This window comes from Empedobacter brevis (genome assembly GCF_965118635.1).
GTDB classification, from domain to species: Bacteria; Bacteroidota; Bacteroidia; order Flavobacteriales; family Weeksellaceae; genus Empedobacter; species Empedobacter brevis_A.
Genome location: NZ_CBCPHV010000006.1, coordinates 112651 through 137591, shown reverse-complemented (window position 1 = coordinate 137591; position 24941 = coordinate 112651). Strand labels below are relative to the sequence as shown.

The window sequence follows — 24941 nt, the reverse complement described above, 5'->3', positions numbered from 1 at the left end:
TTATTATTTATTAGTTGCTGTTTCAGTTTCTGTTGCAGGCTTAGCTTCAGCTGTAGCTTCTCCGGCAGGAGCAGCTGTAGCAGTAGCAGAACCACCTTTCAAACTCATTACATATTCAGCAACTCTCCAACGGTCTGCAGGAGTCAATTGAGATGCGTAAGAACCCATCGCATTTTTTCCGTACATAATTACATGATAAACAGAACCTACTGTAACATCTCTTTCGCTATAATTAGGAACACCTGAATAAGCTTTAGATTTTACGATTGATCCTTGTCCATCACCAGCGTCACCGTGACATACTGCACAGTTTTGTCCAAATAATAACTTACCTCTTTCTAAGTCTGCAGCTTTATTAGCAGCATTCAAAGGAGAAACAGTTACTGTTTTTGCTTGCGCATAACCAGCGTTATTATTTTTATAAGTCCATGGTAAAATATCACCATCCGTTCTTGCAACAGCACCTTCTACAGATTCTAATGCAGACATATTGTGATTTTTACTAAATACAGGAACTTCAGAATTTTCTTCGTCATGTGGGTAACCAAAAGTTGCCTTTTCGTAAGGATCGTAAGCTGTCGGATAATACATATCTGGCATATATACGATACTTGGGTGACGTTTTTTATCAGAACAAGAAGTGATAATAATACTTCCTAATCCTATAAGTAATGCTATCTTTTTCATTATGCTTCTTGTACTAAATTGTTAACAATTGGTTCTACGACTACATCACCTTTTACAGTTACTTCTTCAGCACCAGTTTCTACAAATATATTTTTGATTTTCTCTACATCAGCAGTTCTGATTTCAATCAAGAATTTATCATCTGTTGTACGTGGATCTGGGTTTTTAGCTTTTGCTCCTGGATACATTTTGTTACGCACTAAATATGTTAATGACATAAAGTGCGCAGCACAGAATACTGTCAACTCGAACATAATAGGAACGAAAGCTGGCATATTCTCACCCCAAGAAAATGATGGTTTACCTCCAATATCTTGAGCCCAGTCATGGTTCATAATAAACCATGTCATCAAAGATGCTAATGTTGTACCAAATGCACCGTAGAAGAAAGCAAGGTCAGAAATACGAGTTTTCTTTAATCCTAAAGCTTTATCTAAACCGTGTACAGGGAAAGGTGTATATACTTCATCTATCGTAATACCTTGTTTACGAATAGATTTTACTGCTTTTAATAAATCATCGTCGTCTCCGTAAAGACCATAAACGATTTTAGTGTTCGTGATGCTCATCTTCAGTATGATGTTTTTTATAGCTTTCGCCTGATGATTTCAAAATAGTTTTTAATTCAGATTGTGAAATAACTGGAAATGTACGTGCGTACAATAAGTATAACACAGAAAAGAATCCCATAGTACCTAAGAAGATACCTACGTCTACCCATGAAGGCATAAACATTGTCCAGCTCGATGGTAAATAGTCACGAGATAAGTTGATAACGATAATATCAAAACGCTCGAACCACATCCCGATGTTAACTACAATTGAGATAACAAATGTCCAGAAGAATGAACGTCTAATTGGACGAATCCATAATAATCCTGGTACTAAAACATTACAGATAATTAATGCCCAGAATGCCCACCAATAAGGTCCTGTTGCTGCTCCTGGAGAGAAGTATGTAAAGTCTTCGTAACGAGATCCTGAATACCAAGCGATCCATAACTCTGTTAAGTAAGCTACTGCAACCATACCACCTGTTACAACGATTACAATATTCATGTATTCGATATGTTTACGTGTGATATAATCTTCGTAATGTAAAACTTTACGCATTACACTTAATAATGTTTGTACCATTGCGAAACCAGAGAAAATAGCTCCGGCAACGAAATATGGAGGATATACTGTTGAGTGCCATCCTTTGATTACCGACGTTGCGAAGTCAAAAGATACAATCGTGTGTACCGAGAATACTAATGGTGTACATAAACCAGCTAATACTAAAGATAACTCTTCGAAACGTTGCCAGTGTTTTGCTCCACCACCCCATCCGAATGATAAGATTCCGTAGATTTTCTTAGCGAATGGTTTTGTTGCACGGTCACGTACCATAGCGAAATCAGGAATTAATCCCATCAGCCAGAAAACTGTTGATACAGAGAAATACGTAGAGATCGCGAATACGTCCCATAATAATGGTGAGTTAAAGTTAGGCCATAAAGATCCAAATTGGTTAGGGATTGGGAAAACCCAATACATTAACCATGGACGACCCATGTGGATTACAGGGAATAACGCTGCCTGTACAACGGCGAAAATTGTCATGGCCTCCGCTGAACGGTTAACCGACATTCTCCATTTTTGACGGAATAATAATAAAACGGCTGAGATTAACGTACCTGCGTGACCGATACCTACCCACCATACGAAGTTGGTGATATCCCATCCCCAGTTAATCGTTCTATTTAATCCCCATACACCAATACCAGTTCCTACTGTATAAGCAATTGCACCAACTCCGAAGATGAATGCTACCATTGCTATACTGAAACATGTCCACCACAGCTTACTTGCTGGCGTCTCTATTGGACGAGCAATGTCTACTGTGATATCGTGGTAGGTTTTATGTCCTAAAATAAGGGGTTCTCTTACCTGTGATTCGTAATGTGACATATTTGTTTACCTTATTAATTCTTTATTAATTTAATTAAGCTTGTTCTTTTCTGTTTCTAACTTTTACTTGATAGATAACATTCGGTTTAGTTCCAATCTCTTCTAATAAAACATAAGAACGTTTATCCTTAGATACTTTTCTTACTTCTGATTTATCATCATTGATGTCTCCAAATTTCATAGCCCCTGTTCCACAAGCTGCAGCACAAGCACAAGCATCCATAAATTCTTCATCTCTAACAGCTCTGTTTTCTTTCTTAGCTTTTAAGATTGTTGCTTGAGTTGCTTGAATACAGAATGAACATTTCTCAATTACACCTCGTGTACGTACAACAACATCTGGATTAAGTACCATACGACCTAAATCATTGTTCATGTGGAAGTCGTATTTGTCATTATTCGCCCAGTTGAACCAATTGAAACGACGTACTTTGTAAGGACAGTTATTTGCACAGTAACGAGTACCAACACAACGGTTATAAGCCATCATGTTTTGACCTTGACGACCATGAGATGTTGCACCTACTGGACACACAGTCTCACAAGGAGCGTGGTTACAGTGTTGACACATTAATGGTTGGAAAATCACATCTGGATTTTCAGCCTCTGGCTTAATTAAACGTGTATATTGTTGTGGTTCGTTATCTGGATCAGATTCTAACGCAACTTTTTGAGTTAATTTTCCGTTTGGATCGCTGTAAGTAACATCAGAGTAGTAACGGTCAATTCTTAACCAATACATATCTCTTGACATACGCATTTGCTCTTTACCTACAGTTGGCACGTTATTTTCTGCTTGACAAGCAATAACACACGCTCCACATCCTGTACAAGAGTTCATATCAATTGTTAAATTGAAATGAGGTCCTACAGAACGATCAAAACTAGCCCATAAATCTACTTCACCTACAGGAGAATCTCCTCTCCAAGTTGGCATTTTAGCAACTGGGTTCCACTCTTCACGGTCAGCATTAATGAAATCTGCCAAAGAAACTTCTCTTGCGATTTCATAACGTCCCATCAATGTTGGTTGTTGTTGCATATTAGCAAATTCATGCTTATCTGTACGAGAAGATTTTTCAATCTTAACATTAGATGCACCTACATTACCATTATATAATGTGAAAGCGTTAACTCCGACATTGTTTGCAACTTTACCAGCTTTTGTACGACCGTAACCAAAGGCTAAACCTACAGTTCCGATAGCTTGACCTGGTTGAATGAATACAGGAACGTTTTCTAAAACAACTCCATTAACAGTTAAGTTTACATACTCACCGTCAAATTGCATTCTTCCATTAGTAACGTTGTAGTTATCTTGAATTTTGATTCCTAATTTTTCTGCATCATTTGGATTAACTGTTAAATAGTTATCCCAAGAGTTACGTGTAATTGGATCTGGTAATTCTTGTAACCAAGGATTGTTTGCTTGAGTACCATCTCCTAAACCAGCTTTAGAATAGAATTGGATTTCCCATTCTGTTGCTTTAGCTCCAGCTAATTTTGTAGCAGCTGCCGCAGCAACACCAGTGTTAGCAGTAAATGAAGTGATCTCAGCAGTTTCATTATAACCATTGTATAATGCTTTGTTGAAATCTACACCTAATTTTGGTAAAATACTTGATTCCCAGTTTTGTTTTACGTATAAGTAATATGGAGAAACTTTTTGTCTTGTCGCAGATACCGCCATCACCATAATTGGATCATTTGGATCTTCAACTTCAGTTACTTTAGTTACTCCTGTCATCCAAGCAATTAATGAATCTTGGAATTGACGAGAATCAAATACACGTGGAATTGTTGGTTGTTGTAATGAATAAACACCTGTTAATGGAATAAAATCGTTCCAAGATTCTAAACCATGAGTAACTGGAGCAATAACGTCCATTACTGATGCTGTTTCATCTAATTTTTCAACTAAACCAACTTTAAGTCCAATATTTTTGAAAGCTGCTTCAATTTCTTTTGCATTTTTAGCATTGTAAATTGGATTTGTTTGGAAGTTTAATAAAACTCCAACTTGTCCAGCTTTTGCTTCTGCAACGAATTGATTAAATACAGCATCATTCGACTCTTTTAATAATACAGCTTTGTCTGTAACTGCTGCTGATCCTAAAATTTGGTTAATTGCAAATGCAATTACATAAGCTTCTTTAGAACCATCAGCCATTACAACTGCTTTAGAACCTTTCTCTTTCAATTCAGCAACAATTGCTTTTGCTTCTTTAGAAGAAACAGATCCTCCTGTTAATCCTTGATAAACTTCAGCCAATACTTTTTCAGTATCTGTTGGTTTTAAAGGATAACGAGTATCAGCATTTGCACCTGTTAATGATAAAACAGATTCTACTTGGATGTGACGCATCATGTTTACTCCTGGTTTACGAGCAACCCCATAATCACCTTCCATTCCTCCACCGTTGTAATCTCCTAAGAAATCTGCATTGAAAGAAACAACTAATTCAGCGTTCTTAAGATCGTAGAATGGTAATTCTCTTTTTCCGTAAACTTCTTGAGCAGCGTCTAATGCATTCGTAGAAGAAATTGCATCATAAACTACGTGTTGAGTTGTTGGATATTTAGCTGTGAATTCACCAATCAACTTTTTAGTTGTTGGAGAAGGTAAAGATGAAGTTAAGATAACTACTTTTTTACCTCCTACTGATGCTAATGCTTTTGAAACACGTGCATCAATATCTTTCCATGCTATCGCTTTAAATTTATCACCGTCTTTTGTTAAAGGTGATTTTATTTTATCAGAATCGTATAATGATAATACAGATGCTTGAACACGAGCATTTGTAGAACCATAATATTTCGCGCCTTTATTTGCATCAATTCTAATTGGACGACCTTCTCTTGTACGTACTAATACGTTCGCATAATCGTATCCATCAAAAATTGTTGATGCATAATAAGTAGGTACACCAGGCATAATATTTTCTGGTTTAACTACATAAGGAACAGATTTTATGATTGGAGCTTCACAGGCTGCCAAAGTAACAGCAGCTGTACTGAACCCTAAAATCTTCAAAAAGTCACGTCGTGAAGTTTGACTATTCTCCATGGCGTTATCATTCCCTAAGAAATTATCTACAGGAATTTCTTCTGCAAATTCATTGGTAGTTAACTTTTCATTTAATGTATTGTCAGTTAACTCCTCAAAACTTTTCCAGTAATTTTTCTTCGAAGCCATTTATACTCCTCTCTTTTTTATATTAATAATGACATTTACCACACTCTAAACCTCCGATAGCATCAACTGTAATTTTAGTTGCGTCACCGTACTGTTTTTTCAGTTTTTCGTGTAGTTCTGCGTAATATTCTTTGTTATACTCGTTGTCCATATCTACCTCAGTAGTTCTGTGACACTCGATACACCATCCCATTGTGAAATCATTCGCCATTTTCACTTCGTTCATTTCATCAACACGTCCGTGACATGCGAAACAAACTTGGTCTCCTGATCCAATATTCAATTCTTTAGCATTTGGAATTGTTCCGTCTTTAATAGCTTTCTTAATTGCTTTTTCTCCTGCAACAACGTGTTGTGCGTGGCTAAAGAATACAAAATCTGGCATATTATGAATACGTACCCATTCGATTGGTCTTTGTGGACCATCGTATTTGTTCGTTTCTGGATTCCATCCAATAGCTTTATACATTTTTTGAATTTCTCCTGTATAGAATGTTTTTACAGCATCTTCATCAGCAAATTTTCCAGAAGTGATTAATTCTTCTTCGAAGTAATCTCCTTTGTACTCTTTAATTGTTTTGTGACAGTTCATACATACGTTTGGTGAAGGAATTCCAGACACTTTTCCGTATTTAGCTGAACTATGACAGTACTGACAATCGATACCTTGTACTCCTGCGTGAACTTTGTGAGAGAAATAGATTGGTTGTTCTGGCTCGTAACCTTTATCAACACCAATTCCCATTAATCCCCAATACACATTATACAATGCAAAGAAAGCTAATACAGCGATTAATACACCTCCAACTTTTTGGTACTTTTGGAAGAACTCTGCAAAAGAAAAAGCAGCTTTTTCTTCTTTAGAATCTAAATCTTCTGTTGCTGTTGCTTTAACTAATGCATTAACGCGAACCAAAATCCACAATAATAATGCTGCTAATACAACAAATCCAACTGCAATAACTCCTGTTGCAGCACCACCACCATTTCCGGCAGCAGCAGCTTTAGCAGCAGCAGCTTCTTTCTTTTTTGCAGCTTTTGCATCATCAAAAGCTTTTTTACCACCATCAGGATCGGCAGTATATGCTAAGATATTATCAATATCACCATCAGATAAGTTAGGGAAAGCTAACATTTCAGTGTTATTGTACTCAGCGAAAATTTTGTTTGCATACGCATCTCCAGATTCGCGTAAAGCTTTGTTGTCCTTAATCCAAGCGTGTAACCACTCTTTTCCAAGTCCAGCTTCTTCTTGTACGCGTTTCTCAACATTACGTAATTCCGGCCCAATCAATTTACCATCAATCTGGTGACAAGCAGTACAGTTGGCTTCGAATAATTCGTAACCTTTACCTGCGTCTTGGGCATTTGCTAAGGAGAACGTCGATAGTATTATCGCACAGCTCCATAAACGTATTCTTTTTAGAAATCTTGCCTTCATTTACTTAAATAATCTCAGTTCGTTGTTTCTTTTAACTCGTTTTATTTGAACACTTAACTAACAGCAAAAATAACTTCAATACTTAATAAAATCATAAAGTTTACATACTGAACTTTGTCATTGAGCTTAATTTAAAACGTTTCTAAATTAATTGTTAAAAATATCGCTTTAAAATTATTCTCTTTTTTGACTTGATTAAATAGGATTTCAACAAAAAAAATTTGTTTAACATAACTGTATAAATAATCTGTTTCATTTTTATTAGAATCAGCCAATCAATTATTTGTCCTCAAAAAAATTGGAACAATATTCGTTGTAAGAAAATAAAAGACGATAAAATTTAATAACTTAATTCTAAGAAGTATATTTGCACAAATTAATTTCATCCTATGAAAAAATTTATCTTTTTATTCCTTATTACTTTTTCTTGTTACGCTTTTGCTCAAGATAAAATTGATACTGTTCAAATTATTAATAATGGTACGTTGAACATTGAAATTGATAATAGAATAAATAATGTACTAAAAGCAAAAGAAGATGTAGTTTGTAGCTACACTGCTCCAGTAAAAAAGGTTACGGAGAAAAGACCCGTTATACAATCTAATGATCCTTGCGCAGGAACACCACAAGTAAGCGGTTTCAAAATTCAGATTTATTATTCGAAAGACAGAAAAGATGCTGAAAAAGTAAGAAATGAATTTTCTCGTTCTTATCCAGATTTATCATCTCAGACAGCTTATTTCTCTCCCGATTATCGCGTTTTGGTTGGAGATTATTTTACACGAGCATCCGCTTCGAGAGATATTCGCCGATTAAAATCAAAATACAATAGTGCATTTTCTATTCCTTTTAAGGTATTATGTAGAAAAGCAAAATAATAGAAACAGAAATTATTCTATATAAAAAAAGCGTTATCAATATTCTTGGTAACGCTTTTTACATTTTAATGGTAATATTTAGTAGTCGATTCATAAGTTAAAAATTTAGTTTTTTATAACGAAACCTCTTCCCTCTATTTCTAATTGTATTAATATCGATGCTAAATTGGTTTGAGCAAAACCTAAATTTCCTGCGACTAAAACTCCTTTTTCGCCAGTCGAAATTTTTTCGATTCCATAAACACTCGATTCATCTTCAGGATTTGAATTTCCTTCATATCTATAGATATAAATAATCTTAAAATCATGTGGATGATCGATCAAATCACTTTCTAATAAATTAAAATCTTCTTGATATCCTTTTTCAGCAAGTTCGCGTAGCGCAACACTTGATGTTTCGTAATTAAATTGTCTTCTTTCGAACATAATATTTGCTTTTTTTGATTAATAATTATAAATCTAATTAATTAATAGACAGAAAGTTGTTAAACATTCGTTAAGTATTTGAATACACAAATTAATTAACATACTTAATGATTTATTGTATTAAAAATAAGTTCTTATTTTTGACAAAAAGATAAAATGATTTTAGAAAAATTGAGCCAAAATGAAGCGAATTTCGCAGATGTAATTGCGTATATTGAACAAAACTATAACTATACAGCTTCTGCATTTGTTAATGGAAATCAGGAAAATGCTGCGGATCAAAATCAAGGAAGTGCAAAAGTGTTTGCTTTCGCAAAATTGAATGGTTATTCTGAATCGGATACATTAAAATTGTTTGCGGAACATTACAAAGCTGTTTTAGAAAATCCAGAAGGAAAAGATCATAACAATATTCGTCAATTTATGCAAAATGGTTGGAATGGTGTAAAGTTTGAAAACGAAGTATTGATTAAAAAATAATAAATGAAAAACCTGCATTATTTATTCCAAACAATGCAGGTTTTCTATTTAAAAATGATATTATTTTAGTAATTTACTGTGAAGCCTAAAGTAAAATATCGTCCATTTCCTCTGGCATATTCATCATCTCTAGCCATCAACATAGAAGAACTTGTGTAATAAGCTTTATTAAATAGGTTTTCTATTCCTAAACTTATTGTCATATTCTTCATTTTATAGTTAGATGAAAGATTAAATAAATCTATAGGAGATACTTTTCCTTCTCCACCATTGTAAACATAATTTCCACTTTTATTAAGTGTTGGTTGAAATCTATCTCTTTTTTGAGTGTGTGTATACAATAAATTAACTGTGAAATTATTTACAGGCATAACTGTTGTAAATAAACTAAGTTTTGGAGCTGGAATACTTAATCCTGACATGTAATCGTCATATTTTGAAGATCCATCTGGTTTTAATTTACCTTCTAAATAAGAATAACTTCCTCCAACAAAAATATTTTTATTGATTTTAGTATCAGCTTGTATTTCTAATCCTTGTATTAATTGTGGATTTCTAACAACTTTCCAAAAACCATCATCACCAATTGCTAAATCGCTTCCTAATTTAGAGTGTGACCAATAATAAGCAAATTTTAAATTAACTTTATTAGCAATCTTACTTACAAAACCAACTTCATAATTAGTGGTTGCAACTGGATCTGTTTCTATTTTAGAAACAACATCTGCGTTGGCAGATCTAAGAACACGACCTAAATCAAAGATTGCAAATGCTTGTGAAAAGGAAACATAAGGATTGAATTCTTTTACAATATAATATTGCAAAGATGTATTAAACGTTGGTTTATCGTATCTAAGATTTCCTCCTTTTATTGAAAGCCATTCTTGATTAGCTTTAGTTGGGATTGTTTTATAATCTGGAACTTTAACTAAAATATTATCGTATCTAACTCCTGCTTTTAAGCTGAATTTATTCGAAAAGTTCGTTACTGTTTGTAAAAAAGCGGCAGAATTATATGCTTTTAATTCAGGAACCCAAAGACGTCCATCTACAAGAGGTTGACTTGTTTCATCTAACATAAAATCTCCTCCGTATAGAACAGACATTTTAATATCATTAGATAAATTTATTGATGATAAGAAATTTAATCTCGCTCCATATTTTTTTGCTTTTACAGCAGATTGCCCTCCTGTTTCTTCCCATCTAGGAGTTTTAGGATCATTTGCTCTATAATCAAAAATCGTATACAAGTTTTGTGTATATAAAGACAAATCTAAATTGGTATTTTTAAAAATATCTTTACTTATAAATTTTATATAAGCATTATGATTGTATCTAGTTCCTTCATTTACAGCTTCAGGATCTTGTTTTCCAATTACTCCAATTCTTGGCGATTCTAAATACTTACCTCCAGCAGCAATTAAATCAGTATCTTGTTCACTAGAAAAGTAATTGTACATAGCTTCAATACGAGTTTTCTCAGAAAAATTATAGCCTAATTTTGCCATAACATTTTTCGTCATTACATCGCTTAAACCATATCGTGGAGAAATAAATTCTCCTTTCCCATCTATTCCTCTTCCAGTTGTAACAATACTTCCATTTACTAAATAATCGAACTTCTTTACCTTTCCATAAAACTGTTGATTTAGTTTATAACCAAATGCATGATCTCCTTGTTTGAATCTTGCATCTGTAATTCCTAGCGATGTTTCACCATTAAAAACTTTATCTGTTTTATTCTTTTTGGTTACAAAATTCACAATACCTCCAATAGCTCCAGAACCATATAAAGAACTCGCACCTTCTATAACTTCTATTCGTTCGATAACAAATGGACTTATAGAACGAATATCTCTATCTGTAGTTCGCAATGGCGTTGATTGTGGAATTCCATCAATCATAATCAACATTGGTCTACCGCGCATTGTTTGCGATCTATTACTTGTTGTATTAGAACTTAATCCTATTGATGGAACTGCCAAACCTAATATAACAGACATATCAGGATTAGACATTGCTAAAGATTCTATTGTTTCTTTTGGTACTATAATAACAGAACTAGACGAATTTTTTACAATTTCTGGAATTCGAGTTGTTTCAACAACGACTTCATCTAACTGTAAATCTTCTGATTCTTGCGCATAAGTTTGAGATGCTATTTGTAGTAGTAATAGTAAAATTATTTTTTTCTTCATTTTAAACTCAAGTTTTAATTTTTGCAAAGGTATGACCATTTAGACTTAATCTAAATATGAAAAAGTCAAATAAGAGAAAAGTCATATTCTAGTTTATGCCTGATTAACACTGTATTAATTCCCTAATTGTCTTGTTGTAAATGCGATCTGTTTTTAAAAAATATTAAATCTAAATATCTAGTTAAGTTAATGTTTGACAATGGCTGTTTTAAATAAAAATATAACTATTATACAATCTTTACTTTAACGAAAATTTACTGAAATGATGTAAAATTTAAAACTAAGTATTAACTTAAAATCAGAATAAAAAAAAACGTTTCACAAAAATGTAAAACGCTTTTTAAAAATTACTTTAAAAAGGAGCCATAAAACTAATTGTATAATAATCAATTGTTTTACCTTTTAAATCCTTTAATTCCAAAATAACAGGAACTTTATAAGATTTTAGCTCATTTCTCGGAATTTTAATATCTATTAATCCTTGCTTTAATTCACCTTCATTAATCTGAATATATTTATTTGGTTCGACCAATAATATTGTTTTTCCTGCTTTGAAACCATTTACATTTACGATTAATTTATACGGTTTGTTCGTTTTGTTCATCAAACTATATTGCATCGTATTAATGATATAATCGCCTTCTACCACATAATCTTTTCCTGGTACTTGTAAAAATTTGACTTCAACATCACTTCTATTTAACATAAAAATTGTCATAGCAGAAATCATTGCGATTAGAACCAAAGTAAAAGCGACTAATCTTACTGAAATTTTGAACGATTTTCCTTGTTCAATATTTTCTTCTGAAGCATATTTTATTAAACCTGTTGGCAAATTAATCTTCGTCATAATATCATCACAAGCATCCATACAAGCTGTACAATTGATACATTCTAGCTGAGAACCATTTCTAATATCAATTCCTGTAGGACAAACCGCTACACATTGACCACAATCGATACAATCTCCTTTTTTTGCTTCGATACGATTTTCACCTTTTCTAAATTTAGAACGTCCATTTATATTCTCGCCACGTTTGAAATCATACGAAACTTGAATTGTCTTTTTATCAATTAAAACACCTTGAAATCTTCCATAAGGACAAACCAATGTGCAAACTTGCTCTCGAAACCAAGCAAAAACAAAATAGAATAAAAGACTAAAAATAAATAATCCAAAGAATTTACCTGCGTGTATAATTGCTCCTTCGGTATATATTTTCAATAATTCATCTACTCCTATAATATAAGCGAACATAATATTTGAAAAGAAAAATGAAATTATGTAAAATACAATCCACTTTCCTCCTCTTTTCAAAATCTTCTCTTCGTTCCATTCTTGTTTATCCAAACGAATTTGTTTGTTTCGATCGCCTTCTATCCAAAATTCAATTTTTCTAAAAACACTTTCCATAAAAATTGTCTGCGGACACAACCAACCACAAAACAACCGGCCATAAACCGTAGTAAATAGAATAATAAAAACAACGCTGACAATCATTCCAAAAGCTAACAAGAAAAAATCTGTTGTGAAAAATGGATAACCAAATAAGATAAAATTGGTATTAAAAACGTCAAATTTGAAAACTGGATTACCATTTGGAAGTTTTATAAAAGGTAAAACAATCAATAACAGCAACAAAACAGAAGAAACTATTGTGCGATAATTGGTATATTTCCCTGAAGGTTTTTTCGCATATACCCATTTTCTACTTCCTTTTTTGTCCATTGTTGCAACTTCGGTTCTGAATTGCTCATTCTCTTTTTCAAAACCCAATTGCAAAAATTCTTGTTCCATATCACTCATACTCTTCTTATATGAAGCAAATTTACAGCTACAAAACACTTAGATTTTGGCACTATTTATGGTATTTATGGTACTATTTACGGATTGATATAAATCATTAATTCAAGAATAATAACCAACCAAACCAACTATTATGAAAAATATATTAACATTAATAAGCTTATTGATAGCTTTCAATTCATTTGCACAAAAAATATATGCACCTAAAAACGTTAACCAATTTGCTATTTATCCAGGCTGCGAAGATTCTTCAGAAAATCAAATCGAATGTTTTAATACAAAACTAACAGAGAATGTCAATGAACGATTAGGGCAAGTAAAATTGGATAAGATATTAAATGGAGCTGGAGATTATTTTGCAAAATTGTTTTTTGTAATTGATGAAAATGGAAATTTTAGCAATGTGACATCACAAGGAAATGAAACGTTAGCAAGAATTTCGACTCAGATTTTATATAAAATAAATCGTGAACAAGAAGAAGCTTCAATCAAAATAAAACCAGCTTTAGTAGATGGAACACCCGTGAAAGTAAATTTTAATATTTCTGTTCGTTATAAATAATTTTACAACATAATTACGAATAATATTGTTTTCTGAATTGTTCTGGCGTGAATGCTGTATGTTTTTTGAAAAATTTCACAAAATAAGAAGCATCCTGAAAATTGAGTAAATAAGCGATTTCAGTTACAGAAATTTCTTTGTTTACAAGCAAACGTTTTGCTTCTAAAACTACACGATTTCGAATTAATTTTCCTGCTGAAATTCCTAAAATATCTTTGCAAAGTGCATTCAGATGATTAGGAGTTATATACAACAACTCTGCATATTCTTTTGGTAACTTTTTGATTTTAAAATTTTGATCAATAAGCGTTTGGAAATTATGTAATAAAACCGATTGATATTCATTCGTTTTTATATTTTCAGTTTCTGAACTTCGTTCAACATCAACGAATAAATTCATCAAATGAAAACCAATTTTTAAGTTAGAATATTGATTGTTCTGATGATTTTCTTTTATCATTTCTTCAAAATAATTCGCAATTTTTTCTTGTAAATCATTCGATATTTCAACAACATGATCTTTTACTATAATCGATTGTAAACATCTGAATTTTTGCAAAATAGAAGAATTAATCCCAATCCAATCAAAAAAATTATCAAAGAAATTCACAACAAATCCATCATATTCTTCCTTGAAATACCACTGATGCACTTGCCCTGGTTTCATAAAATACATGGTTCCAGATTTTGCCTCAAATTTTTCAAAATCTATCAAATGTTCACCGCTTCCTTCCGTAAAATAAACCAAATGATAATAATTGTGACTATGAACTTCTTGTAAATGCGGATTACTATCAACATATCCTCTAAATCTATCAACAGAAAATAATTCGTTACTATTTTTTTCTGTATTCAAATTACAGATATCGTAAGTTGGAAATAATTTTTGAGGCATAACAAGTAAATTATCAAGCGTAAAAATAAAGACTATTGAGAATATTTGAAATGAAAAGTTTAACTTTAAGCAATAGAACATCAAAAATGGATTTTAAAGAAAAAAAAATAGTCTTACTTTCTTTGGATGGCGGAGGAATTCGAGGAATTATTTCGTGTGTTATTTTAAAATACATTGAAGATAAACTAAAAGAAATTCACGACGAAAATGCTAAAATAGGCGATTATGTCGATTTCATCACAGGAACAAGCACAGGAGCTTTAATTGCTTCTTTGCTTTTATTACCTTCTGATGATGATAAAAAGAAAGCAAAACATTCGATTACAGATGCGCTGAATATATATTTGGGCGAAGGAAAAAATATCTTCGCAAAAACATTTTGGACAATTATTAATAATCCTTTAAGCGTTTTTAAGGACAACTTGCCAACTCTCGTTTTGGAAGAAAATTTAAAAATTGTTTTTGGAGATTCAGAATTAAAAGATTTAATTCGCCCTTGTGCATTAGTTTCATATGATACAGAACATCAAAAGCCTAAAATCTTCAATTCTATTGATGGAATTTCTCCATTTCGAAATTTTTATGTGAAAGATATTTGCCGAGCTTCATCTGCTGCACCAACATATTTTGAACCAGCTAAAATAAAATCATTTGCCGATCAAGAATTTTGCTGTATTGATGGTGGAGTTTTTGCCAATAACCCAACTTTTGTCGGATTTATAGAAACGCAAAAAATAAACTTTTGTAAATACTTCAAAGATGATTCAAAGTTTAATGGAACAGCACCTTTACAAGAATTTTTTATTATCTCAATAGGAAATGGATCGCGTGCAAAATCTTATAAATATGAGGAGTTAAGTGGAATTTCAAAATCTAAATGGGTAGATCCTTTGGTTGATATTTTTATCTCAACAGGCGTTGATATGGTCGATTTAGAAATGAAAAGTATGTTCGGGTTATTAAAACCAAAATATCAGCAAAATTATTATCGATTTAATCCAGAAATTCCAGAATCAGCGTTAGATTTAGGAAATGTATCTAATAGTAACATCAAAACTTTGTTAGGTGTTGCCAACGATTATGTAGCCAAACATAAGGAACAATTGGATGAAGTTGTTCAAAAACTAATCTTTAATCAAGTTGAGATTTCATAAAAAAAGGCTTTGATAAAAATATCTAAGCCTTTTTGTTTTATTTGTTTCGAACATAAACAAAAATTTCTTGTTCTTTGTTCAATTCTATATTATCAATAATTCGTTCTATATAAGAATGAGGATCTGTGAGAATTTCGTCCCCATTGTAATTTAAATAACTTCCATTATCCTGTGCAATCACATATGGTTTCAATGAATCTGCAGTTAATTTTTTGCGTTCTCCAATTAAGGTATACACATATTCGCGTCCAGTTTCGTCAGTAAAATTATCCACTTTATAAATTTGATCCAATTCTCTTTCATGATCAATTACAACAAATAAATAATCTTTGTGGCTATCTTTTTCAAAAAAAATTCTTCTCATAGCTTCAATTATTAAACTCAAATTTAATAAAAGAATATCGTTTTTACCAATGAAAATCAAAAAGTTTAGGAGATTTTTTAATTATTATCAAAATAAAAACAGATAATATTTTACTTTTACATAACCAAATCACAAAAAATGAAAACTCTTCTGAAAATCTTTACTTTAGGATGTATCTACCTTATTTGCCAACCAATTCTAGCGCAAACGAATACTCAATTAAAAAACGATTTCGACAAAATCATCCATTCAAAACATTCATTTCCCTTTAATGGAGTTGTAATCGTTTCAAAAAATGGAAAAACGATTTATGAAAAAGTAAATGGTTTTAAAAACATTGAAGAGAAAAATCTTTTGAAAAAAAATGATCAATTCGAGATCATGTCAAATTCGAAACTATTTACATCTGTTTTAATTTTAAAAGAAGTTGAAAAAGGTAAAATTGATTTACAACAATCCATTAAAACATATTTACCCGAACTATCACAATCGTGGGCAGATTCTGTTACTGTTCATCAATTGCTAAATCATACACATGGAATAAAGGACATTACAAAACCTTTGTTATTCAAACCTGGAACTGAATTTAAATACGGCAATTATTCGAATATTCTTTTAGGTAAAATCTTGTTTAATGTTACCCATAAAACATTCCGAGAATTGGCAACAAATCTCTTCAAAGAAATTGGCTTGAATGAAACTTTTGTTTATTCAGAAACTGAAAAACATCACTTAACACAAGGTTATTTCTTCCGAAATGATTCGCTTATTCCCAATCATCAAACACTGATTAATGAAGAAAATTTACCTGCTGATGGAATAATTTCTACGGCTAAAGATTTGACGAAATGGGATAATCTTTTACATAATGGCAAGATTTTAAAACCAGAAACTTATCAACTTTTGATAACGCCTTCTACCCTTTCGCAACATGATGCTTTTGGAAAAACACCACAAGGATATGCATACAACATCAGAAATGTGCACGAAAATAGCATTAATTATGTCGGTCATACTGGTTTAGGCGATGGTTTTTTAGCGATTAATATTTATTTCCCAAAATCAAAAGTTAGTTTAGTTGTATTGCAAAATATTATGCCTGATGATACTGAAGACTATTATTTCTATGAAAAGCAATTCAAAAATTCACTTTTGAAAAGTGCTTTAATCAAGTAAAAAAGATTTATCTTCAACACGTATATTAAGTATTTATAAACAACATTTTTTTAGAATTATCCATATCGAAAATTGTTTTATAATAATCCTAAACGAATAAAAATCAAACCAATTGAAATTCAGCATAAAAAAATTTGTCAAATATTTTTCAATCACTCTTTTGTCAATCATTTTGCTATTGACAATTGCAATTTTTAGTTTGCAGTTTCCAGCAGTGCAAAATTTTGTCAAAAATAAACTTGTCAATTATCTCGAAAATAAAATACATACAAAAGTTCAATTAGACCGCGTTTATGTCGATTTTCCAAACAGTTTGGTTATGGAAAATCTTTTTCTACAAGGAGAAGATGTGGACACACTTTTATCGGTAAAAAAATTTGATGTTAGCTTAGATATTTGGCAACTTACAAATAGTAAAGCTGAGATAAGAGCAATCGATTTAAGCGGCGTACATGCAAATGTTGTTCGCAAACCAGATGGAACATTTAATTTTGATTACATTATCAATGCTTTTGCTACAGACGAAAAAGACGAAAGTCCGTCAAAACCTTTTATTATTTCGCTCGATAAAATAAAACTGAATGATATTAATGTTTCGTTCATCGATCAACAAGCTGCAAACAACATCAAAGTTCATTTGAATTCATTTGATACGCGTGTCAAAAAATTCGATTTACAACAAAATTCGTATGGAATTGGTGATATTAATCTCGATGGTTTAAAACTAAAATTGAAACAAGATCTTGTAAAGGAAGTTGCCAAAAAAGTTGAAGTAAAAGTTGATTCTTTGAATAATCAGCAACCAATAAAAATTGAATTAAATGGGATTAATTTAACCAATTTTGATGTTGATTATGGCGATGATATTTCAGGAATGTTTGCAAAAGTAAAGTTCAATGATTTCAAAACGCGTGTTAAAAAACTTGATTTACAACAAAATTCTTATGCAATAGATGATATTTTAGTAAATGGATTGTTCGTTGATTTTAATCAAAAAACAGTTGAAAAAATTCAAGAAAATAATGTCGATAAAGTTGATTCAAAAACCAAACAAAATCCTTTGCAAATTGCTTTGAATAAGATTAATTTGAATGATCTTAAAGTGAATTATGGAGATGAAAATTCAAAGATTTTTGCAAAAATTAATTTAAACGAATTTGAAACCAAAGTCAATCAACTTGATCTTGAAAATTCGATTTACGACATCGAAAATATCTTATTAAAAAATGCTGATATCGAAGCCAATTTATATCTTTCTTCAAATAAAACAGCTTCATCTTCTTCAACACAAGCCGCTTCAACACCAATGAATTTGGCTTTGAATAAAACGATTTTAGAAAATGTAAAAGTAAAATACAACAATACAGCAGAACGTAGAACTTCTCAAGGAATGGATTTTAATCATTTAGATTTCTCTAAATTAAATCTTGATTTACGCGATTTCAAAATGTACAACAACACATTCGCCGGAGAAGTAAAAAAGGCCGAAATTAAAGAATCAAAAGGATTAAATATTCAAAAGTTTACAACAAATTTCTTGTATGCAGATACACAAACTTATCTGAAAAACTTGTATTTACAAACTCCAAAAACTGTTCTTCGAGACGAAGTTATTTTGCGTTATAACACAATTGATGAATTAACTTCTCATCCAGAAAATATTTTGGTTAATGCCAATATCAAAAACTCGAAAATTGGTTTTGCTGATATTTTAAACCTTGTTCCAACACTTAGAAAAACAACGCCTTTCGATAAATATCCGAATGCAGTTTTAAGTGTGAATACCAATGTAAAAGGAAAAGTAAACGATTTATTTATTGATAATTTACACGTTTCTGGTTTAGATGATTTACAAGTTTCTGCTTCGGGAAGAGTAAAAAATGCAATGAATCCGAAAAAGTTATTTTATGATTTAAACATCAAAAACTTTTCTACTTCATCAAAAACTATTTACAATTTAGTTCCGAAAAACACGATTCCAAATACGATTCGAATTCCTTCAAAACTTACTGTAAAAGGAAAAGCAAAAGGAACAACGGAAGCAATTAATACACAATTAGCAATCAATTCTACATTGGGAAATGTAAAAATTGATGCAATTGTAGACATGCAAAAAAAGGATGCTGAAAAGTATGTTGTAAAAGCAGATGTACAGAATTTGGATGTCGGAACACTTATTAGTAACAAAGATTTAGGAAAAATTACAGGAAAAATAAACGCGATTGGAACAAGTTTTAATCCTGAAAAAATGATTACAAAACTTTCGGGTTCCGTTTCATCAGCTTATTACAATAAATACAATTATCAAAATATTTCACTTGAAGCAAAAGTAAATCATGGTGCATTTAATGCGCATGTTTTCTCGAAAGATGCAAATGCAAATCTTAATTTGACTGCTTCGGGCGTTTATAAAAAAGATTTATCTAATGTAGAATTAAATGGAAATATTACCAAATTAGATATTCAGAAACTTGGTTTTTACAACGAACCAATGATTATAGCTGGTGAAATTGCTGCTAATTTTGCCGATTTGAATCCTGATAATTTGAATGGTTCTTTACATCTAAAAAACTTTGCATTGTCCAACACAAAAGATGTTTTCCCAATGCAAGAAGTGAATTTGATTGCTACTTCTACAGCCGATTCGAATCGAATTAATATCACTTCTCAGTTGGTTGATTTGGATATGAAAGGAAAATTCAAATTGACACAAATTTTTGGTTCATTGGCTTCAACGATTAATCAATATTATGAATTTCAGCAACCAAATAAAGATGAAAAAATACAACCTCATCAATTCTTTACTTTGAATGCGAAAATTAAAGATGATGAATTAATTAGAAGATTTCTTCCGGATTTAAAAGATTATGAAACCATTTCGCTCGATGCAGCTTATAATGCAGATACAAAACAGATAAACGTAAATGGGAGTATTCCGAATTTGACATATGGAGCAAATACTATAAACAATGGAATTTTAAAACTTTCTAATCAAAATGAAGCTTTATTGTATTCGTTGAATCTCGAAAATTTGAAAAACGAAAATTTTCAGTTACAAAAAGTTGATTTGAATGGAGATATTGCCAACAATGTTATCAATTACAATGTTTTAACAAAAGATAATAAAGATGTTACGCAATTTTTAGTTGCCGGAAATCTAAAAACATTAAACGATGTAACAGAAATTAGTTTAAATCCGAATGGATTGATCTTAAACTATGATCAATGGGAAGTTGGCGAAGGAAATTTAATCCAACTGAAAAAAGACGGAATTGTTGCCAATAATTTCAGTTTGATGAATAAGAATAGTCAAATTTTATTGCAATCAGAATCAGACAAAGGAACAAGTCCGCTTAATATTACGATTAAAGATTTTAAAATTGAAACAATTACTGAGCTGATCAAAAAAGATGATTTACCAGCCGAAGGAACAATTAATGGAACAGCACAAATCCGAGATTTGAATAAAGAAATGACTTTTAATGCTGATTTAACTCTTTCAGATTTAAAAGCTTTTGGAAATCCAATTGGAACAATTGTCGCAAAGGTAAAAAATACTTCTCCAACACTTATCAATGCTGATGTTACCTTAGAAGGAAACAACAATAACATGAAGATTTTTGGAGATTATAATACCAAAGAAAGTGCCTTTGATTTAGCTTTAGATATCAATCGATTAGAAATGAAATCGATTCAAGGATTTGCGATGAATCAAATAAAAGATACAGAAGGTTATTTATCTGGAAATCTAAAAATTACTGGAACTGCAGATAAACCAAGTATTTTAGGAGCAGTAAAATTTAATCAAGTTGGTTTAACAATTGTTGAATCTGGAAGTAATTTCAGAAAAATTGATGATGCAATTGATTTTACGAACAAAGGAATTGAATTCAATAAATTCAAAATTAATGATAACGAAGGAAATTCATTAACCGTAAGAGGTGAAATATTAACTGAAACATACCGAGATTTTGCATTCAATTTAACAGCAAATGCACGTGATTTCAATGTAGTGAATTCCGAAAAATCAAACGATGCCATTATGTATGGAAAGTTAGCTGTTGATGCCAACTTAACGATTAAAGGAGATTTAGATTTACCAAAAGTAAACGGAAGTTTAACGGTGACAGATGATACCGATTTCACCTTCGTTTTACCACAATCTTCACCTTCTTTACAAGAAAGAGAAGGAATTGTAGAATTCATCGATCAAGATCAAGTAGCACTTGACAAAACAATTGAAACACCTGAATTAACAGCAGATTCAAAAATAAAAGGAATAGATGCCAATGTAAACATACAGATTAGCAAAGAAGCAAAAACATCTATTATTATTGACAAAGCAAATGGAGATTTTGTAGAAATACAAGGAGAAGCAGATTTAACAGGCGGAATGGATCCTTCAGGAAAAATGACATTAGTTGGTGTTTATCAAGTAGAAAAAGGAGCGTATGAACTTTCTGTAAGTTTACTAAAACGTCGTTTTGATATTCAAAAAGGAAGTACCATTACTTGGACAGGAGAACCAACAGCTGCTACCTTAGACATTACAGCGATCTATAAAACAAAAGCAGCGCCAATAGATTTAGTGGAACAACAAATTTCTGGTTATTCATCGTCTGAAATGAATATGTATAAACAACAAATACCTTTCAATACGGAATTAATTCTGAAAGGAGAATTGTTAAAACCTGAAATCTCCTTCAATATTTCAATGAACAACGACAATCCTTCTATTGCAACAGCTGTGATAGAAAATACACAAACAAAATTAGATCAGTTGAAAAATGATGAAGCTGAAATGAATAAACAAGTTTTTGCATTGTTATTATTGAATCGTTTTATTGGCGAGAATCCGTTCGAGAGTAAAACAAGTGTTTCAGCAGAAACAATGGCATTACAAAGTGTGAGTAATCTTTTATCACAACAATTAAATAATTTGGCGGATGATTTAATTCACGGCATTGACATCAATTTAGGATTGGATACACAAGACGATTATTCTTCTGGAACAAAAAATACACGTACAGATCTGAATGTTGAAGTAAGCAAACGTTTGTTAAATGATCGATTAAAAGTTTCAGTTGGAAGTAATTTTGGCTTAGATGGCGAAACAAGACAAAATGAGAATATGACAAACATTGCAGGAGATATAACAATCGATTATAGCTTATCTCGCGATGGACGATATATGTTGAGAGCCTACCGAAAAGATGAATACCAAGTTGCATTACAAGGACAAATTGTAGAAACAGGAGTTGGTTTTATCATCACATTAGATTATGATAAATTCAAAGAAATTTTCGAGAAAAAAAGAAAAAACAGAATGCATAGAGCAAATAGAAAAACACAAAATAAAGAAGTGAAGCCATGAAAAAATCAATCCTAAGCTATATAAAAATTATTATTTGTTCAGGTACTTTATTAGGTGTTTATTCTTGTAGTAACACACGTTTTCTAAAAGAGGGCGAAATGCTTTACACAGGTTCAAAATTAACTATTGAAGGTGATTCATTAAACAAAACTGATAAAGCTGAATTAAAAAGTGAACTCGAAAAAAATATTATTCCAAAACCAAACTCAAGCTTTTTAGGACTTCGTCCTCGTTTGTATATTTACAATATAACGAGCGAACCTAAAAAACAAAAAGGACTAAAATATTGGTTAAAATATAAAGTTGGACAAAAACCTGTTTTATTGAGTGATGTGGACATCGAATTCAATAAAAAAATTATGGTTAATTATTCCGAAAACAAAGGTTATTTCAATGCTAAAGCGCAAGGAGATACAATTGATCATGATAAAAAAGTGGAAGTAAATTATGTTTTACAACCGCAAAAACGCTATTACATTAATCATGTTAATTTCCCTAAGGATACAACTTTAGCTATTAACAAAGAAATTACTAAAACAGCCGCAAAGACTTTATTAAAAGACAAAAAACCTTTCGATTTAGATGTTATAAAAGCAGAACGTGAACGAATTGATGCACGATTAAAAGAAAATGGATATTATTTCTTTCATCCTGACAACATTATTGTGCAAGCAGATAGTACAGTTACAAAGAAACAAGATGTAGAACTTTTTGTAAAACTAAAAGACAAAACACCCGAACTAGCCAAGCAACAATATAGCATAGATAAGGTGATTGTTTTTCCAGATTATAACATTCGAGAAGAACGAAGAGGATTATATAAAATGCCAATGGAGAATGATTCTCTAGCAAAATATGAGCAAAATGGATTTTACATGGTAGATTCTAAAAAGACTTTTAAACCAAAAGTTTTTGATCGCGCTTTGTATTTCAAAACTGGAGATATTTACAACCGAGCGAACCATAATTTAACATTGAATCGATTAATCAATATGGGCGTTTTCAAATTCGTGAAAAATGATTTCATTATTTCAGATTCTATCAACCATAAATTTGATGTTTATTATACTTTAACTCCACGCGAATTTCAATCTTTACGATTAGAAGTTTTAGGACGAACAAATTCTGCAAATTATGGTGGTGGTGAATTAAATTTAAACTGGACACATCGTAATATTTTCAAAGGTGCAGAACAGCTTAAAATGGCTTTATATGGCGCGCTAGATATGCAATTAGGCGGACAAAAAGATGCCAATAATATTTTCAGAGCAGGTTTCAACACTCAACTTTCAATTCCGAGAATCGTTGCACCTTTCAAATTTCATTCGTCAAGTGCTTTTGTTCCAAGAACCAATATTGAGATTGGATACGAATATCAGAACAGATCTAGATTATATACTTTACACAATTTCAATACTTCTTTTGGTTATGCATGGAAAGAAAATGCGCAGAAAGAACATAATCTAAAAGTTTTTAATGCCACTTTAGTCTTTCCTGAGAATGTGACAAATGAATACAATGGTAAAATTTACGATTCGATCGGAAATATTATTAACCCTAGTTTAAAACGTGTGGTAGACAAACAATTAATTTTTGGACCGCAATATTCTTATACCTACACCACAACCATGTTACCATTAAAAAGTACGTTTTATTACCGTGGTTTAGTAGATTTGGCAGGAAATTTAACAGGATTAATTACTGGAGCAAATGCAAAAAAAGACAAACAAAAAGAAATCTTCAACATACCTTTCAGTCAATATGCAAAAATGGAACACGACTTCCGTTTTTATCATAAATTTTCAGAGAAATCATCCATTGCAACACGCTTTATTGGCGGAATAGCATATCCCTATGGAAACTCTGAATTTGTTCCTTATTCCAAACAGTTTTTTGTTGGAGGAAGTAATAGTATTCGTGCATTTAGAGCGCGTACATTAGGACCAGGAAGTTATGATCCTCACAATCAAAATTCGAATTTCTTTTTTGATCAATCAGGAGATATTAAGCTTGAACTAAATGCTGAATTTAGACAAAATATATTCAGTTTTTTTAATCTAGCTTTGTTTGTTGATGCAGGAAACATTTGGTTAATTAATGAAGATGAAACACGTCCAGGATCTAAATTCTCAAAAGATTTCATGAGTGAAATTGCTGTTGGAGCAGGTTTAGGGCTTCGTCTTGATTTTAATATCCTAATTTTAAGATTAGACTTAGCTACTCCTTTACGCATTCCTTATTATGAAAAAAACGACCGTTGGACATTTAATAAAATCGATTTTAGTGATAAAGAATGGCGAAAAGATAATTTGATTTTAAACATCGCTATTGGTTATCCATTCTAAATTTT

At 31.5% G+C, this 24941-nt stretch carries 17 protein-coding genes; 7 read left to right on the top strand and 10 right to left on the bottom strand.

What is annotated here, in order from left to right; genetic code table 11:
- Nucleotides 1–3: 3 nt before the first annotated feature.
- The 5 genes from ACMHJW_RS09865 to ACMHJW_RS09845 are packed head-to-tail and all read right to left on the bottom strand — an operon-like array spanning nt 4 to nt 7277.
- The gene (locus tag ACMHJW_RS09865) at nt 4–687 is read right to left on the bottom strand and encodes a c-type cytochrome (protein ID WP_413533244.1); all 684 of its coding nucleotides are present in this window, start codon (nt 685–687) and stop codon (nt 4–6) included.
- Nucleotides 687–1256, bottom strand: coding sequence for a DUF3341 domain-containing protein (locus ACMHJW_RS09860; protein WP_413533243.1), 570 nt, complete (start codon nt 1254–1256; stop codon nt 687–689). Before ACMHJW_RS09860 ends, ACMHJW_RS09865 begins: the two co-directional genes overlap by 1 nt.
- Complete coding sequence (gene nrfD, locus ACMHJW_RS09855; protein WP_413533242.1) at nt 1237–2640, bottom strand: NrfD/PsrC family molybdoenzyme membrane anchor subunit; 1404 nt, start codon at nt 2638–2640, stop codon at nt 1237–1239. The genes ACMHJW_RS09860 and nrfD overlap by 20 nt, the downstream gene beginning before the upstream one ends.
- Before the next feature lie 34 nt (nt 2641–2674).
- Nucleotides 2675–5836, bottom strand: a complete 3162-nt coding sequence (locus ACMHJW_RS09850) for a TAT-variant-translocated molybdopterin oxidoreductase (RefSeq protein WP_413533241.1) — start codon at nt 5834–5836, stop codon at nt 2675–2677.
- A gap of 22 nt (nt 5837–5858) precedes the next feature.
- A complete protein-coding gene (locus tag ACMHJW_RS09845; protein WP_413533240.1) occupies nt 5859–7277 on the bottom strand; it encodes a c-type cytochrome in 1419 nt (472 codons plus the stop codon).
- 389 nt (nt 7278–7666) lie between these two features.
- Between ACMHJW_RS09845 and ACMHJW_RS09840 the strand changes: the two genes are divergently transcribed.
- On the top strand, nt 7667–8155 hold the full coding sequence (locus ACMHJW_RS09840) for an SPOR domain-containing protein (protein ID WP_413533239.1): 489 nt from the start codon (nt 7667–7669) through the stop codon (nt 8153–8155).
- A gap of 105 nt (nt 8156–8260) precedes the next feature.
- Here ACMHJW_RS09840 and ACMHJW_RS09835 read toward each other — a convergent pair whose 3' ends face one another.
- Nucleotides 8261–8581 carry a hypothetical protein gene (locus ACMHJW_RS09835; protein ID WP_413533238.1) on the bottom strand — a complete coding sequence of 107 codons (321 nt, stop codon included), beginning with the start codon at nt 8579–8581 and terminating at the stop codon, nt 8261–8263.
- Nucleotides 8582–8737: 156 nt separating this feature from the next.
- Between ACMHJW_RS09835 and ACMHJW_RS09830 the strand changes: the two genes are divergently transcribed.
- A complete protein-coding gene (locus ACMHJW_RS09830; RefSeq protein ID WP_413533237.1) occupies nt 8738–9061 on the top strand; it encodes a HopJ type III effector protein in 324 nt (107 codons plus the stop codon).
- Between the two features lie 65 nt (nt 9062–9126).
- On the opposite strand, the gene ACMHJW_RS09825 is transcribed toward ACMHJW_RS09830, so the two are convergent.
- The gene (locus ACMHJW_RS09825) at nt 9127–11259 is read right to left on the bottom strand and encodes a TonB-dependent receptor (RefSeq protein WP_413533236.1); all 2133 of its coding nucleotides are present in this window, start codon (nt 11257–11259) and stop codon (nt 9127–9129) included.
- A gap of 352 nt (nt 11260–11611) precedes the next feature.
- The gene (ccoG, locus tag ACMHJW_RS09820) at nt 11612–13057 is read right to left on the bottom strand and encodes a cytochrome c oxidase accessory protein CcoG (protein WP_413533235.1); all 1446 of its coding nucleotides are present in this window, start codon (nt 13055–13057) and stop codon (nt 11612–11614) included.
- Between the two features lie 142 nt (nt 13058–13199).
- On the opposite strand from ccoG, the gene ACMHJW_RS09815 reads away from it, so the two are divergent.
- Nucleotides 13200–13628 carry a hypothetical protein gene (locus ACMHJW_RS09815; protein ID WP_413533234.1) on the top strand — a complete coding sequence of 143 codons (429 nt, stop codon included), beginning with the start codon at nt 13200–13202 and terminating at the stop codon, nt 13626–13628.
- Nucleotides 13629–13641: 13 nt separating this feature from the next.
- Here the strand turns inward: ACMHJW_RS09815 and ACMHJW_RS09810 are convergent, their stop codons facing one another.
- Nucleotides 13642–14523 (bottom strand): AraC family transcriptional regulator, encoded by an 882-nt coding sequence (locus ACMHJW_RS09810; RefSeq protein ID WP_413533233.1) that lies wholly within the window; start codon nt 14521–14523, stop codon nt 13642–13644.
- Between the two features lie 50 nt (nt 14524–14573).
- On the opposite strand from ACMHJW_RS09810, the gene ACMHJW_RS09805 reads away from it, so the two are divergent.
- On the top strand, nt 14574–15677 hold the full coding sequence (locus ACMHJW_RS09805) for a patatin-like phospholipase family protein (protein WP_413533232.1): 1104 nt from the start codon (nt 14574–14576) through the stop codon (nt 15675–15677).
- Nucleotides 15678–15714: 37 nt separating this feature from the next.
- On the opposite strand, the gene ACMHJW_RS09800 is transcribed toward ACMHJW_RS09805, so the two are convergent.
- Nucleotides 15715–16041 carry a hypothetical protein gene (locus ACMHJW_RS09800; RefSeq protein WP_413533231.1) on the bottom strand — a complete coding sequence of 109 codons (327 nt, stop codon included), beginning with the start codon at nt 16039–16041 and terminating at the stop codon, nt 15715–15717.
- Between the two features lie 138 nt (nt 16042–16179).
- Between ACMHJW_RS09800 and ACMHJW_RS09795 the strand changes: the two genes are divergently transcribed.
- The 3 genes from ACMHJW_RS09795 (at nt 16180) to ACMHJW_RS09785 (ending at nt 24936) form a co-directional block, all read left to right on the top strand.
- Nucleotides 16180–17217, top strand: coding sequence for a serine hydrolase domain-containing protein (locus tag ACMHJW_RS09795; RefSeq protein ID WP_413533230.1), 1038 nt, complete (start codon nt 16180–16182; stop codon nt 17215–17217).
- 319 nt (nt 17218–17536) lie between these two features.
- A complete protein-coding gene (locus ACMHJW_RS09790) occupies nt 17537–22591 on the top strand; it encodes a translocation/assembly module TamB domain-containing protein (protein ID WP_413533229.1) in 5055 nt (1684 codons plus the stop codon).
- Nucleotides 22588–24936, top strand: a complete 2349-nt coding sequence (locus ACMHJW_RS09785; RefSeq protein ID WP_413533228.1) for a BamA/TamA family outer membrane protein — start codon at nt 22588–22590, stop codon at nt 24934–24936. The genes ACMHJW_RS09790 and ACMHJW_RS09785 overlap by 4 nt, the downstream gene beginning before the upstream one ends.
- The last annotated feature ends 5 nt before the right edge of the window (nt 24937–24941 follow it).

Coding starts and splice junctions, on each gene's coding strand:
- ACMHJW_RS09865 (WP_413533244.1), bottom strand. CDS start 687: ATGAAAAAGATAGCATTACTTATAGGATTAGGAAGTATTATTATCACT.
- ACMHJW_RS09860 (WP_413533243.1), bottom strand. CDS start 1,256: ATGAGCATCACGAACACTAAAATCGTTTATGGTCTTTACGGAGACGAC.
- nrfD (WP_413533242.1), bottom strand. CDS start 2,640: ATGTCACATTACGAATCACAGGTAAGAGAACCCCTTATTTTAGGACAT.
- ACMHJW_RS09850 (WP_413533241.1), bottom strand. CDS start 5,836: ATGGCTTCGAAGAAAAATTACTGGAAAAGTTTTGAGGAGTTAACTGAC.
- ACMHJW_RS09845 (WP_413533240.1), bottom strand. CDS start 7,277: ATGAAGGCAAGATTTCTAAAAAGAATACGTTTATGGAGCTGTGCGATA.
- ACMHJW_RS09840 (WP_413533239.1), top strand. CDS start 7,667: ATGAAAAAATTTATCTTTTTATTCCTTATTACTTTTTCTTGTTACGCT.
- ACMHJW_RS09835 (WP_413533238.1), bottom strand. CDS start 8,581: ATGTTCGAAAGAAGACAATTTAATTACGAAACATCAAGTGTTGCGCTA.
- ACMHJW_RS09830 (WP_413533237.1), top strand. CDS start 8,738: ATGATTTTAGAAAAATTGAGCCAAAATGAAGCGAATTTCGCAGATGTA.
- ACMHJW_RS09825 (WP_413533236.1), bottom strand. CDS start 11,259: ATGAAGAAAAAAATAATTTTACTATTACTACTACAAATAGCATCTCAA.
- ccoG (WP_413533235.1), bottom strand. CDS start 13,057: ATGGAACAAGAATTTTTGCAATTGGGTTTTGAAAAAGAGAATGAGCAA.
- ACMHJW_RS09815 (WP_413533234.1), top strand. CDS start 13,200: ATGAAAAATATATTAACATTAATAAGCTTATTGATAGCTTTCAATTCA.
- ACMHJW_RS09810 (WP_413533233.1), bottom strand. CDS start 14,523: ATGCCTCAAAAATTATTTCCAACTTACGATATCTGTAATTTGAATACA.
- ACMHJW_RS09805 (WP_413533232.1), top strand. CDS start 14,574: ATGAAAAGTTTAACTTTAAGCAATAGAACATCAAAAATGGATTTTAAA.
- ACMHJW_RS09800 (WP_413533231.1), bottom strand. CDS start 16,041: ATGAGAAGAATTTTTTTTGAAAAAGATAGCCACAAAGATTATTTATTT.
- ACMHJW_RS09795 (WP_413533230.1), top strand. CDS start 16,180: ATGAAAACTCTTCTGAAAATCTTTACTTTAGGATGTATCTACCTTATT.
- ACMHJW_RS09790 (WP_413533229.1), top strand. CDS start 17,537: ATGGAAAATCTTTTTCTACAAGGAGAAGATGTGGACACACTTTTATCG.
- ACMHJW_RS09785 (WP_413533228.1), top strand. CDS start 22,588: ATGAAAAAATCAATCCTAAGCTATATAAAAATTATTATTTGTTCAGGT.